Source organism: Arthrobacter sp. alpha11c (genome assembly GCF_054149985.1).
The window spans coordinates 793,445-809,038 of the sequence record NZ_CP196747.1; the positions used below are offsets into that span (position 1 = coordinate 793,445).

Annotated in this window: 10 protein-coding genes and 2 pseudogenes; 1 reads left to right on the top strand and 11 read right to left on the bottom strand. The window is 61.9% G+C overall.

All coding sequences use genetic code 11. The features are described from left to right. Nucleotides 1–6: 6 nt before the first annotated feature. The 11 genes and pseudogenes from gap to ACTAQJ_RS03745 all read right to left on the bottom strand — a co-directional run bounded on the left by gap (nt 7) and on the right by ACTAQJ_RS03745 (nt 12,968). Nucleotides 7–1,018: pseudogene (gene gap, locus ACTAQJ_RS03695) on the bottom strand (type I glyceraldehyde-3-phosphate dehydrogenase). 270 nt (nt 1,019–1,288) lie between these two features. Continuing rightward, nucleotides 1,289–1,912 carry a superoxide dismutase gene (locus ACTAQJ_RS03700; RefSeq protein WP_498700776.1) on the bottom strand — a complete coding sequence of 208 codons (624 nt, stop codon included), beginning with the start codon at nt 1,910–1,912 and terminating at the stop codon, nt 1,289–1,291. A 175-nt stretch (nt 1,913–2,087) separates the two neighbouring features. Beyond that, nucleotides 2,088–3,068 (bottom strand): DNA-binding protein WhiA, encoded by a 981-nt coding sequence (gene whiA / locus ACTAQJ_RS03705; protein ID WP_018777554.1) that lies wholly within the window; start codon nt 3,066–3,068, stop codon nt 2,088–2,090. A 13-nt stretch (nt 3,069–3,081) separates the two neighbouring features. Next, nucleotides 3,082–4,098 carry a gluconeogenesis factor YvcK family protein gene (locus tag ACTAQJ_RS03710; protein WP_498700778.1) on the bottom strand — a complete coding sequence of 339 codons (1,017 nt, stop codon included), beginning with the start codon at nt 4,096–4,098 and terminating at the stop codon, nt 3,082–3,084. Further along, complete coding sequence (rapZ, locus tag ACTAQJ_RS03715; protein WP_498700781.1) at nt 4,098–5,021, bottom strand: RNase adapter RapZ; 924 nt, start codon at nt 5,019–5,021, stop codon at nt 4,098–4,100. Before rapZ ends, ACTAQJ_RS03710 begins: the two co-directional genes overlap by 1 nt. A gap of 87 nt (nt 5,022–5,108) precedes the next feature. Beyond that, on the bottom strand, nt 5,109–7,130 hold the full coding sequence (uvrC, locus tag ACTAQJ_RS03720) for an excinuclease ABC subunit UvrC (RefSeq protein WP_498700783.1): 2,022 nt from the start codon (nt 7,128–7,130) through the stop codon (nt 5,109–5,111). Between the two features lie 43 nt (nt 7,131–7,173). Beyond that, nucleotides 7,174–7,842, bottom strand: a complete 669-nt coding sequence (locus ACTAQJ_RS03725; protein WP_431115199.1) for a lysophospholipid acyltransferase family protein — start codon at nt 7,840–7,842, stop codon at nt 7,174–7,176. Then, complete coding sequence (locus ACTAQJ_RS03730) at nt 7,829–8,545, bottom strand: HAD hydrolase-like protein (protein WP_498700787.1); 717 nt, start codon at nt 8,543–8,545, stop codon at nt 7,829–7,831. Before ACTAQJ_RS03730 ends, ACTAQJ_RS03725 begins: the two co-directional genes overlap by 14 nt. A 111-nt stretch (nt 8,546–8,656) precedes the next feature. Continuing rightward, nucleotides 8,657–11,585 (bottom strand): annotated as a pseudogene (gene uvrA / locus ACTAQJ_RS03735) (excinuclease ABC subunit UvrA). A gap of 65 nt (nt 11,586–11,650) precedes the next feature. Continuing rightward, entirely contained in the window at nt 11,651–12,031 is a 381-nt protein-coding gene (locus ACTAQJ_RS03740) for a GntR family transcriptional regulator (RefSeq protein WP_431120231.1), read from the bottom strand. Nucleotides 12,032–12,188: 157 nt separating this feature from the next. Further along, nucleotides 12,189–12,968, bottom strand: a complete 780-nt coding sequence (locus tag ACTAQJ_RS03745; protein WP_498700789.1) for a trans-aconitate 2-methyltransferase — start codon at nt 12,966–12,968, stop codon at nt 12,189–12,191. Nucleotides 12,969–13,038: 70 nt separating this feature from the next. Between ACTAQJ_RS03745 and ACTAQJ_RS03750 the strand changes: the two genes are divergently transcribed. After that, complete coding sequence (locus tag ACTAQJ_RS03750) at nt 13,039–15,573, top strand: DEAD/DEAH box helicase (RefSeq protein ID WP_498700791.1); 2,535 nt, start codon at nt 13,039–13,041, stop codon at nt 15,571–15,573. Nucleotides 15,574–15,594: the final 21 nt, after the last annotated feature.

Below are 15,594 nucleotides of genomic sequence, written 5' to 3' on the forward strand. Positions count from 1 at the left end.
TCTACCCTAGCCCAGCTTGGATGCGACGAGCTCCGTGAGGTCGACGAGGCGGTTGGAGTAGCCCCACTCGTTGTCATACCAGGAAACAACCTTGACCTGGTTGCCGATGACCTTGGTCAGGCCGGAGTCGAAGATCGAGGAAGCGGGGTCGCCAACAATATCCGAGGACACGATGGGAGCATCCGTGTAGCTCAGGATGCCGGCGAACTGATCGGGACTCCGCGGCAGCCTTGACTGCGGCGTTGACTTCCTGGACCGTAACTTCGCGGGAAACAGTGACCGTAAGGTCCGTGGCGGAACCGGTGGGGACGGGAACGCGGATGGCGTAGCCATCGAGCTTGCCCTTGAGCTCCGGCAGGACCAGGCCGATGGCCTTGGCGGCACCAGTGGAGGTGGGAACCATGTTGATGGCAGCAGCGCGGGCGCGGCGGAGGTCGCCGTGGGGGCCGTCCTGTAGGTTCTGGTCAGCCGTGTAGGCGTGAACCGTGGTCATCAGGCCACGCTCGATGCCGAAGGCGTCGTTGACTACCTTGGCGAGCGGGCCAAGGCAGTTGGTGGTGCAGGATGCGTTGGAAATGATGTGGTGGGCCGCGGGATCGTAGAGCTCGTGGTTCACGCCCATGACGATGGTGATGTCTTCGTCGCTGGCAGGTGCCGAGATGAGGACCTTCTTGGCGCCGGCGTCGATGTGCTTCTGCGCAGCTGCAGCCTTGGTGAAGAACCCGGTGGATTCGATGACGATGTCCACGCCGAGCTCGCCCCAGGGAAGGTTTGCGGGATCGCGTTCAGCAAGGACAGTGATGGACTGTCCATTAACAATCAGGTTGCCCTCTTTGACTTCCACGGACTGGGTCAGACGGCCGCCGACGGAGTCGTACTTCAGGAGGTGGGCGAGGGTCTCGGGGCTGGTGAGGTCGTTGACTGCGACGATCTCAAGGTCTGCGCCCTGGGCCAGTGCTGCGCGGAAGTAGTTACGGCCGATGCGGCCGAAGCCGTTGATACCAATACGGGTGGTCACTGTGTGTCAATCTCCTTGGTGCTCTTGCAAGCACGCCTAGTGAGTCGGATTTATGTTTCCAACTAACAGACCCCGCACGTCATTGGGCAGAGGTGATTATCAGATCGGAGGGCGACCAGCCACGTTGCTGAAGGCTAACCGCCTTCCGTGACCCATCTTACGTTTAACTAAGCCTGCCCCCGCAACTGCGGGGGCAGGCTTTCCAGTATTTGGTCCCATTTCACTGTTAATGTGACTTTTGTTACATCAACGTGAACCGGGGCTCACCAGCTACAGAACGATGAGGCCCGTAGCGTTGGTGCGGGCTGCTTCGAAGCGCTTGGCGACATCTGCCCAGTTGGCGATGTTCCAGAATGCCTCGACGTAGTCTGCCTTGACGTTGACGTAGTCCAGGTAGAACGCGTGCTCCCACATGTCCAGCATGAGCAGCGGGGTGGTGCCAACGGCGACGTTGCCCTGCTGATCGTAAAGCTGCTCGATGACCAGGTTGCCACCGATGGGCTCGTAGGCCAGGAAGGCCCAACCGGAACCCTGCAGACCCAGTGCCGCAGCGGTGAACTGGGCACGGAAAGCGTCAAACGAACCGAAAGCGTCCTCGATGGCGGCTGCGAGTTCGCCCTCAGGCTTGTCGCCGCCGTCCGGGGAGATGTTGTTCCAGAACACGGAGTGGTTGATGTGTCCGCCGGTGTGGAACGCGAGGTCCTTGGAGAGGCGGTTGATGTTGGCGAAGTCACCCGATTCGCGGGCTTCAGCGAGCTGCTTGAGGGCGTTGTTGGCGCCTGCAACGTAGGCAGCGTGGTGCTTGCTGTGATGCAGCTCCATGATCTTCGCCGAAATGTGCGGCTCAAGAGCTGCGTAGTCGTAGCCGAGCTCGGGCAGAACGTACTCTGTCACGAAATCCTCCAATGTAATGGACCGAAGTCCGGTTTGGTAACTCTCGTTGTGTTCATCCGGCCGGCAGGCCAGCCGGAAATCCTTGGGGAAGAAGGCTGCTCCTGCCACCAACGGGAACAACCCGCCGCGACCTCGCAGTATTTCCTCCACACGTTCTCGATTCTATGGGCGGAAACTACTCGTCCATCATTTCCGGAGTCACATTTGCTTCCGTACCCGGAATTCCGAGATCCAAGGCGCGTTTGTCGGCCATCGCGAGCAAACGACGGATCCGGCCGGCAATGGCGTCCTTGGTCATGGGGGGATCGGCAAGGCGGCCCAGTTCGTCCAGGCTTGCCTGCTTGTGGGCGACCCGGAGTTCCCCTGCGTACTTCAGGTGATCCGGAACATCGTCGCCCAGGATTTCAAGCGCCCGGTCCACCCTGGCGCCAGCCGCAACGGCAGCCTGCGCCGAGCGGCGCAGATTGGCGTCATCAAAGTTGGCCAGCCTGTTGGCGGTGGCCCGGACTTCCTTGCGCATGCGCCGCTCCTCCCAGACCATCAAGGCGTCATGTGCGCCCATCCGGGTGAGGAGGGCGGCGATCGTGTCACCGTCGCGGATAACCACGCGGTCGACGCCTCGCACTTCGCGGGCCTTCGCCTGTATGCCCAGCCGGCGGGCGGCACCCACCAGTGCCAGCGCGGACTCCGGCCCGGGACAGGTTACTTCCAGGGACGAAGAACGTCCTGGTTCGGTGAGGGATCCATGGGCCAGGAAAGCTCCGCGCCAGACGGCTTCCGCATCGGCCGCGGACCCATTGACGACTACGGAAGGCAGTCCGCGAACCGGGCGGCCGCGACCGTCCAGCAGTCCTGTTTGGCGGGCCAGGGCTTCGCCGTCGCGGACGACACGGACCACGTAGCGGCTGCCCCGGCGCAGGCCTCCACCTGAGACCACGATGATCTCGCTCTGGTGTCCGTAAACCTCGGCAATCGCGGCGCGCAGACGCCGGGCAGTGGAGGCCAGGTCCACCTCAGCCTCGATAACGATTCGTCCCGAAATAATATGCAAGCCCCCTGCAAAGCGGAGCATCGCCGAAACCTCAGCTTTACGGACTGAAGATTTCTTGATGTCCAGCCGGGACAGTTCGTCCTTGACCGACGCGGTAAGTGCCATCGCGTGTGTATTCCTAACTGTTCCCGAAAATATCGTGGTACGCCGCTGCCAAGAGCAGTGGATCATGGACGGGGCGGCGCCTCGAAGCCCCTACTCTACCCAACACCACTTCCGCACCGATCATCCCCGCGGCTTTCTCAAAGGCGTTCAGGTCCTGGATCGCGGAGGGATCGGCGAGTACGACGTCGACGCTGAACTCCGGCGCGTAGCGTCGCAGGACATCCAGGTGGTCGGCCGCCGTCATGCCGGACGTTTCCTTGGTTTCGACGTCAAGGTTCATGGTGAGGCACCGCTTGGCTGCGGTATCGCCCAGGGCCTGCCGAAGCTCCGGGAGCAACAAATGGGGCAATACCGATGTGTACCAGGACCCTGGGCCGAGGATGACCCAATCTGCGAGTTCGATCGCGGTGAGTGCCTCAGTGCAGGCTCGGGCATCCTCGGGCAGCAGCCGCACTTCCTCCAGTTTTCCCGCAACCGCGCATTTCGCCTGGCCGCTGACGGTTTGCAGTTCATGTCCCCCGCCGGGCAGTTCCACCCTGGCCTGGCCCTCAATGGTCAAAGGCACACTGGACATCGGCAGCACCTGGCCCCGCGCGCCCAGCAACGCCCCGGCCCATTTGAGGCCGGCGACGGTATCCCCCAGCAGCTCCCAGAGGGTGACGATGAGCAGGTTGCCCATCGCGTGGTGGTCCAGGGAACCGCCCTTGGCGGTTCCTGCAGTGAAGCGGTGCTGCATGACGTCCCGCCATGTCCGCCCCCAGTCGGTATCGTCGCAAAGTGCACTGAGCGCCATCCGCAGGTCGCCGGGCGGGAGGACGCCGTACTCGTCGCGTAGACGCCCGGAGGAGCCGCCGTCGTCAGCTACCGTGACGATCGCCGTCAGTTCTGACGTCAACAGGCGAAGTGCGGAGAGCGAAGCCGCCAGTCCGTGTCCGCCGCCGAGGGCAACAACGGACGGACTTTTATTTTGCTGGCTGCCCGGAACGCCCTTCGGCGGGATGAGGGGCAATGGACCCGTGAGGACTCCCATTACTCACGCCCCAGGTCGCGGTGGGTGGTTGTCACCGTAACGCGCGGATATTGCGCGAGGCGTTTGGAGAGCTCGACGGCGACTGCCACAGAACGGTGCTTGCCACCGGTGCATCCCACCGCCAGGGTGGCGTAATGCTTGTTCTCCTGGCGGTAGCCGTCCAGGACCGGTTCCAGGGCTTTGACGTAACGGTCGACAAACTCCTGGACCCCATCAGCGGAGAGCACGTAGTCGCTGACGTCCTCATCCAATCCTGTGTGGGGACGAAGTTGCGGCACCCAGTGCGGGTTGGGAATGAAACGGGCGTCGGCCACGAAGTTGGCGTCTACGGGCAGGCCGTACTTGAATCCAAAACTCATGACATTCAGCCGGAGCGTCACAGGTCCGGTATCGCTGAACAACTCAGTGATGGCTGTTGCAAGGCCGTGCACGTTGAACTCACTGGTGTCCAAGACGACGTCGGCATGCTCCCGCAGTTCGCGCAGGACCTCACGCTCTACGCCGATTCCGTCAAGGATCCGTCCACCGCCCTGCAGTGGATGCGGACGCCGGCCTTGTTCGAACCGGCGGACCAGGACTTCATCGCTGGCATCGAGGAACAGTACCCGGAACGTGATGCCGGTGGCGCTCAAGGCGCCCAGGGCAGTCTGGATGTCAGTAAAGAGATCCTTGCTTCGGACATCCACCACTACGGCCAGCTTGGGGATGGATTTCGGCGCGTGCGAGACGATTTCCGCCAAGGTGCCAAGCATCTGGGGAGGAAGGTTGTCTACAACGTACCAACCGTGGTCCTCCAGGGCATCCGAAGCGGTACTGCGGCCCGCCCCCGACATGCCGGTGACCACCAGCAGTTCCGCCTCCGCCGGCTTGACGGGCGTTAGTCCGTCCTGCTCCGCGCCGGCTCCTGCCGTTGCCTCATCCATCAGTGGTCCCCGTTTCCTTGACAAGTGGTTGTTACAGCCTGACCGGTGGCATCGCAGTTGCGGCCACCGGTCAAGTTCTTACCCTAGCTAAGATTCGAGGATTTCGCCGGTTGTCATGTTCACCGCAGGAGCGGCTTCTCCTGCGTCTTCGCTGGAACCCAGATGCTGCACGACGGCAGCTGCCAGCGCGGGACCGATGCCCTTGGCGGAGGTGAGTTCTTCCACACTGGCAGCCCTGATCTTCTTGAGGGAGCCGAAATGTGCCACCAAGGCCTTGCGTTTGGCCTCCCCCAGGCCCGGAACCCCGTCCAGGGCAGAGACCGTCATGGCCTTGCCGCGCTTTTGCCGATGGAAGGTGATGGCGAAGCGGTGCGCTTCATCGCGGATCCGCTGGAGCAGGTACAAGCCCTGCGAAGTCCGGGGAAGGATCACCGGGAAGTCGCTGTTGGGAAGCCAGACCTCTTCAAGGCGCTTCGCCAGGCCAACCACGTAGACGTCGTCGATGCCCAACTCAGCCAAAGCACGCGCTGCCGCATTGACCTGCGGCTGCCCGCCGTCCACCACCACCAGGTTGGGCGGGTACGCGAACTTGGCTTTGGGGGCCGGCATGGTGGGGTCCGACGGCGGCGCTTCAGTTCCATTGGCAGCGGCGGCGGTGCCCGCACGGCTTGGGTTGATGATTTCGCCGGAGACGGGCACCTGGGCGGCCTTGTCCGTGAGGTAGTGGCGGAAGCGGCGCGTCAAGACATCGTGCATGGCGGCAGTATCATCGGCTGCTGCTGCTCCCGTGATGGAGAACTTGCGGTAATCGGACTTCTTGGGCAAGCCGTCTTCTACCACCACCATGGACGCCACCACGTTGGTTCCTTGGACGTGCGAGATATCGAAACACTCGATCCGAAGCAGCGGAACCGGAAGCTCAAGGGCCTCCTGAAGCTCCTGAAGGGCCAGCGAGCGGACGGTGATATCCCCGGCGCGGTGGGTCTTGTGCAGCTTCAGCGCCTGCTCGGCATTCTCCCGCACCGTTGACATGAGCGCTGCCTTGTCACCCCGCTGGGGCACGCGGATATCCACCTTTGCCCCGCGGAGCCCGCCCAGCCATTCACTCAGCTCGGCATGGTTGCTCGGATTCTCAGGAACCAGTACTTCCCGGGGAATGCGGCCCTGGACCTCGCTGTCTTCCCCGTAGACCTGCTGCAGCAGGTGCTCGATGAGTTCCGGCGTCGTGGCGTCTTCAACTTTCTCCACCACCCAACCACGCTGTCCACGGACCCGGCCGCCGCGGACGTGGAACACCTGCACTGAGGCCTCGAGCTCATCTTCATGCAGTGCGAAGACGTCGGCGTCCGTATCCTCCGCGAGGACGACGGCGTTGCGTTCGAAGACCTTGCGCAGGGCGATGATGTCGTCCCTGAGCCGTGCGGCGCGCTCATAGGCGAGTTCCGCGACGGCGGCCGCCATATCCTTTTCAAGCCGGTTGATGAAGCGCTTGGCTTCCCCGCCCATGAAGGCGCAGAAGTCCTCCGCAAGTTGGCGGTGCTCCTCCGGCGTCACGCGGCCGACACAGGGTGCTGCGCATTTGTCGATGTAGCCCAGGAGGCAGGGGCGTCCACTGGCTTGTGCCCGCTTGAGGACGCCTGCGCTGCAGCTGCGGACCGGGAACACGCGAAGCAGGGTGTCCATGGTTTCCCGGATGGCGCCCGCCGTGTAGGGGCCAAAATACCTGGTGCCCTTTTTACGCTCGCCACGCATGACCTGCACCCTGGGGTACTTCTCCCCCATGGTGACGGCCAGGTAGGGATAAGTCTTGTCGTCCCGGAAGACCACGTTGAAACGCGGCTTGAATTCCTTGATCCAGGTGTACTCCAGCTGTAGCGACTCCAACTCGCTGCCCACAACGGTCCACTCCACGCTGCTCGCGGCATGGACCATCGCATGCGTCTTGGGTAGGAGCCCCGACGGGTTCGCAAAGTAGGAATTCAGCCTGGAACGGAGGTTCTTGGCCTTGCCCACGTAGATGACCCGGCCGTGGGGGTCGCGGAAACGGTAGACGCCCGGGGTGGTGGGAATTTCACCCGTTTGGGGCCGGTAACTTGCTGGATTTGCCACGATTCCAGTCTAGTGAACTGGACCGACAGCCAGCGCCAACCGCTCAGTCCACCGACTTGCTTTGGTTGTAGCTTGTGGACCGTTCCTGACCACTGAGGGCAGCGATGGCATCCATGATCTTGTCCGTCACCTGGCGGCGTGCAGGAAGGGAATGGTCCGGGCCCGTCTTGTCGAAGTAGAGCGGCTCGCCAACCTTCATGGTGAAGTGCTGGGGACGGACCGCGTTCTTGTCCGCTGGCTGCAGTTTCTCCGTGCCTATCAGCCCCACGGGAATTACGGGTGCGCCCGTGGTGAGTGCCAACCAACCGACGCCGGTCCGGCCGCGATACAGGATGCCGTCGCGGGACCGGGTGCCTTCCGGGTAGATTCCAATGCCCTTCCCGGACTCCAGGATGTCCAGCAGCGTCTTCAGCGCCTGCACGCTAGCTGCCTGTTCACCACGTTCCACCGGGATGGAACCGACGGCTTCGAAGAAGGACTTCATCACAGCGCCCTTAACGCCTTTGGTGGTGAAATACTCCGCCTTGGCGAAGAACGCCACTGGACGAGGCATGAGCGCCTGGACAATCACGCTGTCCAGGAACGAGAGATGGTTCGGCGCCACGATGAACGGGCCGTCCTTGGGTACGTTCTCCAGTCCAATGACCGTGGGCCGGCACGTGCTGGAGATCAGTCCACGTGTAGTCCAGCGGATCGCATCAAAGACTGCCATCGTTTTGTACCTCGCTCAGGGCCGCCGCGCGGACAGCGTCAAGTTCTTCAATTTTGGTTCGCAACTCAAGGGCGGTGCCGACCACGGCGACCGCACCGGCTTCCTCCAACTCGCCGTCCGAAGCGAAGCCCCAACGGACCCCAATGCAATCCAGGCCGTTGGCCATTGCTCCGGCAACGTCCTGGTGCCGGTCTCCCACCATCACAGCAGGCTGGGAGTGGAGATCCGCCAAGGCTGCGCCAACAATCTCGATCTTGCCGGACGCCGAATTGGCCGCCAGCGATTCGTCGTCGGCAGCTCCCCTAATGGACACAAAGAAATCCGCAATACCGTGATGCTCAAGGACAATCCGGGCAATACCTTGGGGCTTCTGGGTTGCGACGGCGACGGCCCGCCCTGTTTCGGCGAAGAATTCAAGGAGGTCGAAGATTCCCGGATACAACTTGCTCTGGGCAATACCTGTTTCCCTGTAATGCCGCCGGTAGCGGGTGATGGTTTCATCGACCAATTCCGCCGGGACATTCGCTAAATGCAGGAGTGCATCGCTGAGCTTGGGGCCAACCATGGCGTTCAGCACGGCCTGTTCCGGAACCGGGAGGTCCATTTCGCGCAGGGCCGCGGATATTCCTCCTGTGATACCGCCGGCTGGATCGACAAGGGTGCCGTCCAGATCGAAAATTACGGGCACCGTTGTTTGAGTCACCGGGTTAGTTTCTCACGAGTAGCGGCATGCCTGAAACTCGCATGCCGCTACTGGAATACTTCTGCCGTGCCGAGGATATTCTTTGGGCGTCCGGCCGAGGCAGTCCGACAGTTACCGCAGAATTTCCGCAAGGAACGTCGCGGTGTGGCTGTCAGTGGACTTGGCAACCTGCTCAGGTGTGCCCGTTGCGACGATTTTGCCTCCACCTGAACCACCGTTCGGCCCGAGGTCCACAATCCAGTCCGCGGACTTGATGACGTCCAGGTTGTGCTCAATGGTGATCACGGTGTTGCCCTTGTCCACCAGCCCCTGGAGGACCATGAGCAGCTTCCGGATGTCCTCGAAGTGCAGGCCGGTAGTGGGTTCGTCCAGAACGTAGATGCTGCGGCCGTTGGACCTCTTCTGGAGTTCTGCGGCCAACTTCACGCGCTGCGCTTCACCACCGGACAGGGTTGTGGCTGGCTGGCCCAGCCTGACGTAGCCCAGGCCCACGTCTACCAAGGTGTTCAGATGCCGCGCGATGGGCGTGAAGGCAGCAAAGAAGTCAGCGCCTTCCTCGATGGGCATGTTAAGGACGTCGGCGATCGTCTTTCCCTTGTAATGCACTTCAAGGGTTTCACGGTTGTAGCGGGCGCCGTGGCACACCTCACAGGGAACGTAGACGTCAGGCAGGAAGTTCATTTCGATCTTCAACGTGCCATCTCCGGAGCATGCTTCGCAGCGGCCGCCCTTGACGTTGAACGAGAAGCGCCCGGGCTGGTAACCGCGGACCTTTGCTTCGGTGGTTTCAGCAAACAGTTTCCGGATGTTGTCGAACACGCCTGTGTACGTTGCCGGGTTGGAGCGCGGTGTGCGTCCGATGGGGCTCTGATCAACGTGGACCACCTTATCCAGGTGCTCCAGGCCATTCACGCTCCGGTGCCGTCCGGCAACCTGCTTGGCGCCATTGAGCTTGTTGGCGAGGACCTTGTAAAGGATTTCGTTCACCAGCGTGGACTTGCCCGAACCGCTGACGCCCGTCACTGCCGTGAAGAGCCCCAGCGGGAACGTGGCATCCACATTGTCCAGGTTGTTTTCCCTGGCACCGACAACCTTCAACTCACGTTTTTTGTCGTACTTGCGGCGCTTGGCCGGGATATCGATTTTGCGGCGGCCGGACAGGTAGTCGCCCGTCAAGGACTCCTTGTTCTCCAGCAGGTCCTTGTATGTACCTGAATGCACCACTTGTCCGCCGTGCTCGCCCGCGCCGGGTCCAATGTCAACCACCCAGTCTGCTTCATGGATGGTGTCCTCGTCATGCTCCACCACGATCAGGGTGTTGCCGAGGTCCCGCAGGCGGGTCAGCGTCTCGATCAAGCGGCGGTTATCGCGTTGGTGCAGGCCGATGGATGGCTCGTCCAGGACGTAGAGGACTCCCACGAGGCCGGAACCAATTTGCGTAGCAAGGCGGATGCGCTGGGCTTCACCGCCGGACAAGGTCCCGGAGGGACGTTCCAGGTTCAGGTATTCAAGTCCCACGTCCAAAAGGAACGTCAAGCGGGCCTGGATTTCCTTCAGGACCTGGTGGGCAATCTGCGCCTCGCGGTCGGTCAGGGTCAGGCTGCCCAGGAACGATGCGCATTCACGCATGGGAAGGGCCGCTACTTCAGCGATGGACTTGCCATTGATCAACACAGACAGCGAGGCAGGGTTGAGCCGTGCGCCGTTGCACTCGGGGCAGGGAATCTGGCGCATGTACTCTTCGTACCTGTCCCGCGCCCAATCCGAGTCGGTTTCGCCGTGCTTGCGGTGCACATACTGGATGGCACCTTCAAAGCCGGTGCTGTACTTGCGTTCCCGGCCGAACCGGTTCCGATACTGGACGACTACCTTGTGGTCCTTGCCGTGCAGCACGGTGTTCCCGGACATCCTTGGGGAGCTTTTCCCACGAGGTGTCCATGGAGAAGCCGAGTTCGTGGGCCAGGCCCTCCAGAAGGCGGTTCCAGTACTCGGTGGTTGCGGTGCCCAGGGACCAGGGAGCGATGGCGCCCTGTGCCAGGGAAAGCTCGGGATTGGGAACAATCAGTTCCTCGTCCACTTCAAGCCTGGTTCCAATCCCGCTGCACGCTGAGCAGGCGCCAAAGGGGTTGTTGAACGAGAAAGAGCGTGGCTCGATTTCATCGATGGCCAGGGGGTGCTCGTTGGGGCACGCGAGGTTCTCGGAGAAGGCACGAATACGTGCGGGGTCCCCGGCCTCAAGGTCCACGAACTCAATCAGCACCCGGCCTTCTGCCAAGCCCAGGGCAGTTTCAATGGAATCGGTAAGCCGCTGGCTGATGTCTTCCTTGACCACCAAGCGGTCCACTACCACCTCGATGGTGTGCTTGAACTGCTTGCCAAGCTTGGGCGGCTCGCTGAGCTGGACGAGTTCGCCGTCCACCCGGGCGCGCGAATAGCCTTTGGCCGTCAATTCCTTGAAGAGGTCCACGAACTCGCCCTTGCGGCCGCGAACTACGGGAGCGAGAACCTGGAATCGTGTGCCCTTTTCCAGTTCCAACAGCTGGTCAACGATTTGCTGCGGGGTTTGCCGGGCGATGGGCTCGCCGCAGACAGGGCAGTGCGGGCGGCCTACGCGCGCCCAGAGCAGACGCATGTAATCGTAAATTTCCGTGATGGTGCCCACGGTGGAACGAGGGTTCTTGCTGGTGGATTTCTGGTCGATCGACACCGCCGGCGACAGGCCCTCAATGAAGTCCACATCCGGCTTGTCCACCTGGCCCAGGAACTGGCGGGCATAGGCGGACAACGATTCCACGTACCGCCGCTGTCCCTCGGCAAAGATCGTATCGAACGCCAAGGAGGACTTGCCCGAACCTGAAAGGCCCGTGAACACGATCATCGCATCCCTGGGGAGGTCCAGATCTACATTGCGCAGGTTGTGTTCACGTGCGCCCTTGACTACCAACCGGGACAGGTCCGGCCTGGTGGGCTTGGTATCGGGAACGACGGCTACGCTCTTCAGGGCATTGATGGCTGCATCTTCAGCTAAGGCTTTGGGCACCTACCAATGCTAATCGAAAACTTCTTCGAATTTCCATGTCGTGCCTCACATGCTACTGATCGGTATCAATCAGCGTCATATGCGGCCGCAAGAAGCTGCACAGCTTCCGCGAATGACGCTCCTTGGGCTTTGGCCGCAGCAGCATACTGGGCGGCGACTTCCGCAAGCGCGCCCCAGCGGTCATCCCGGGCACACACGATGGTGCCGTTGCGTCCCCTCGTAGCGACGACGCCAGCAGTCTCCAGTTCCTTATAGGCGCGGGCCACGGTATGTGGGGCAACATCCAACACGCCCGCCAGGTTGCGAACCGGAGGGAGCTTCGCTCCAACTGCGAGGACCCCGGAGTCTGCCAGTTCGATGATGCGCAGCCTCAGCTGCTCAAAAAGGGCAACTCCGCTGCTGGTGTTGGGGCGCCAGTTCCCGGGAAAGCCGTCCATGGCAGTCATCGCGAACACCGGCCAGGCGCCGGGACCCATGCGGGCGTTTGCTGCTGAATGAAGCGTCCATGGTCCATGCCGAGAATTAGACCAGCGACGCGGAAAGGGTACAAGCCACCGACGGCTGGAAACTTAATTGCTACGACCGGCAACAGGTCTTGGCGGCTCATAGGTCTTTCCGGGCCACCGCGAAGATCCGGCGGAACGGGAACACCGTCCCGTGGCTTGTGGCCGGATACGCCTCACGCAGCAAAGCAGAGTATTCCTGCTCGAAGTCGGCGGCGTCGCCGGGAGACAAGGCGGCCAGGACGGGCCGCAGTCCCGTGCCCCGCACCCATTCAAGTACCGGGTCCTTGCCCGGCAGCAGCTGCTGGTAGGTGGTTTCCCAAGCGTCAGCTGCACAGCCGGCGTCGAGCATAATACCCAGGTAGTCCGCTGGACTGCCCACAATGCCCTCATGCCGAAGAACGCCGCCGAGGCGGGAGGACCATTTGGGTGACTCGGCGAGGTCCCTCATGAGCGTGTGCGAAGGGGATGTGAAGTTTCCCGGCACTTGCAGGGCGAACCATGCGCCCGGTTTAAGTGCACTTAGCCAGTGACCGAGCATGGCTTGGTGCCCGGGAACCCACTGGAGCGCGGCATTGGTTACTACGACGTCGGTCTCCTGGTCAGGCTGCCAGTCAGCAATATCCGCCTGCTCGAATTCCAGGTTGGCAGAATTCCGGGCCCGTCCAGCTGCCTTCGCAAGCATTTCGCCGGAGGAATCGAGGCCGACCACGCGGGCATCAGGCCAGCGAACAGCCAGCGTGGCTGTGAGGTTACCGGGGCCGCATCCAAGATCCACCACTTTCCGCGGCGACTCAGCCTGGATCCTGGCCACCAGGTCATGGAACGGTCTGTCCCTGTGATTGCCGAACTCCACATACTTGGACGGATCCCACCTCATATAAGGCTCCTTGCGTTTGGCTGCAGTGCTGGGGCGAGCCTAAACCGTCCGGGCACTAAGCTGGAAACCAATGAAACTTCTTGAGCAGCTCCCTGGTTCCACCCCCTCCAACCCGTTGGGTCCGGACGAGATCTATACGCGGTTCGTTGAGTGGACAGAAAGCCGCGGCTTGCAGTTGTACGCTGCCCAGGACGAGGCCATCATGGAGCTCGCCTCCGGCGCCAACGTCATCCTGGCTACGCCCACGGGCTCGGGCAAATCGCTTGTCGCCATTGCGGCCCACTTCGAGGCAATGGCCCGTGGTCAACGCAGTTACTACACCGCCCCCATCAAGGCTTTGGTCTCGGAGAAGTTCTTCGCGCTCTGCGATATCTTCGGTGCCGAAAACGTTGGCATGATTACGGGTGACTCCGGTGTAAACCAGGATGCGCCGATTATTTGCTGCACCGCCGAAATCCTGGCCAATATTGCCCTCCGCGAGGGAGCTTCCGCGGAGCTTGGCGCTGTGATCATGGATGAATTCCACTTCTACTCCGATCCCCAGCGCGGATGGGCCTGGCAGGTTCCCCTGCTTGAACTCCCCCAGGCCCAGTTCCTGCTCATGTCCGCGACGCTGGGCGACGTCAGCCGTTTCGAAGCCGGCCTCACTGAGCTCACCGGGCGGCCCACCACTACCGTCAGCTCTGCGGAGCGTCCAATTCCACTGCATTACTACTATCACCTCACGCCGGTTCACGAGACCCTGGAAGAGCTGCTCTCCACCAAGCAGGTCCCCGTCTACGTTGTGCACTTCAGCCAGGCAGAAGCGATTGAACGCGCCCAGAACCTGATGAGCATCAACATGTGCAGCCGGGCAGAAAAGGACCGCATCGCAGAGCTCATCGCAGGCTTCCGGTTCGCCGCGGGCTTCGGAAAGACACTGAACCGGCTGGTCCGCCATGGCATTGGCGTCCATCACGCCGGCATGCTGCCCAAGTACCGCCGCTTGGTGGAGCAACTGGCACAAGCCGGGCTCCTGAAGGTCATCTGCGGCACTGACACCCTGGGCGTAGGCATCAACGTGCCCATCCGCACGGTTCTGTTGACGGCCTTGAGCAAATACGACGGCGTACGCACCCGGGTGCTCAACCCGCGTGAGTTCCACCAGATTGCCGGCCGGGCTGGTCGCGCAGGATACGATACCGCCGGCACCGTGGTGGTCCAGGCACCGGATCACGTAGTGGAGAATGCCAAGGCCATGGCAAAGGCAACGGCAAAGTTCGGCGACGATCAGAAGAAGCTTCGCCAAGTGGTCAAGAAGAAGCCACCGGAAGGTTTCGTTTCCTGGGGTGAATCAACCTTCAAGCGGCTGGTGGAGTCGGTTCCGGAGCCCCTGACATCGAGCTTTACGGTCACCCACGCGATGCTCCTTAACCTTATGGAACGCCCCGGTGACCCTTTCCAGGCGACACGGCGCTTGCTCAGCGAAAACCACGAGACGCGCCCTGCGCAGTTGAAACTCATGAAGAAGGCGTTGGGCATTTACCGCGAACTGCTGGCCGCGGGTGTGGTTGAACGCATTCCGGAAGACGAACAACAATCCGAAGGCCGTTCTGTCCGCTTGACAGTCCACCTGCAGGCCAACTTCGCCCTCAACCAGCCGCTTTCACCGTTTGCGCTTGCCGCGCTGGAACTGTTGGATCCAGAGTCGCCATCGTATGCGCTGGACGTTGTTTCGGTTATCGAGGCCACGTTGGAGAAGCCACGCCAGATTCTCTCTGCGCAGCAGAAGAAGGCCCGTGGCGAGGCGGTTGCCGCCATGAAGGCTGACGGCATCGAATATGACCAGCGCATGGCCATGCTCGACGACGTGACGTACCCGATGCCCTTGGCGGAGATCCTCGGTGAAGCCTTCGAGGTGTACCGAAAGGCTGCCCCATGGGTGGGCGACTTCGAGTTGGCGCCCAAATCCATCATCCGCGACATGTATGAACGTGCCATGAACTTCGGAGAGTTCGTGCAGTTCTACGGCCTGGCCCGCTCCGAAGGCATCGTCCTGCGCTACTTGGCGGATGGATTCCGTGCACTCAGGCAGACCGTGCCCCAGGACCTGCTGCGCGAGGACCTTGAAGACCTCATCGCCTGGCTGGGTGAACTTGTCCGGCAAGTGGACTCCAGCCTCCTTGATGAGTGGGAGGAGCTCACCTCAGGACTTACGCCAACACCACATGACGCTCCCCCGCCACCGCCGCCGCTTTTGACCACGAACATCAGGGCTTTCCGGGTCATGGTCCGGAACGAGATGTTCCGCAGGGTGGAGCTCTTCGCGGACGAAGACTCTGCCGCGCTGGGTGAGTTGGACGCCGACGCCGGCTGGGACGCCGAACGCTGGGAAGAGGTTCTGGACGACTACTTCGATGAACACGATGACATCGGCACGGGCCCCGATGCCCGTGGGCCCGGATTGCTTATCATCACCGAAGAACCCGGCACATGGCGGGTCCGCCAGATCTTCGACGACCCCGCCGGAAACCACGACTGGGGCATCTCTGCCGATGTCGATCTCGCGGCTTCCGATGAGACAGGCACTGCCGTGGTTCGAGTGACGAACGTCAACCGGCTCTAAGCCAATCCGCTCACGGTCAAA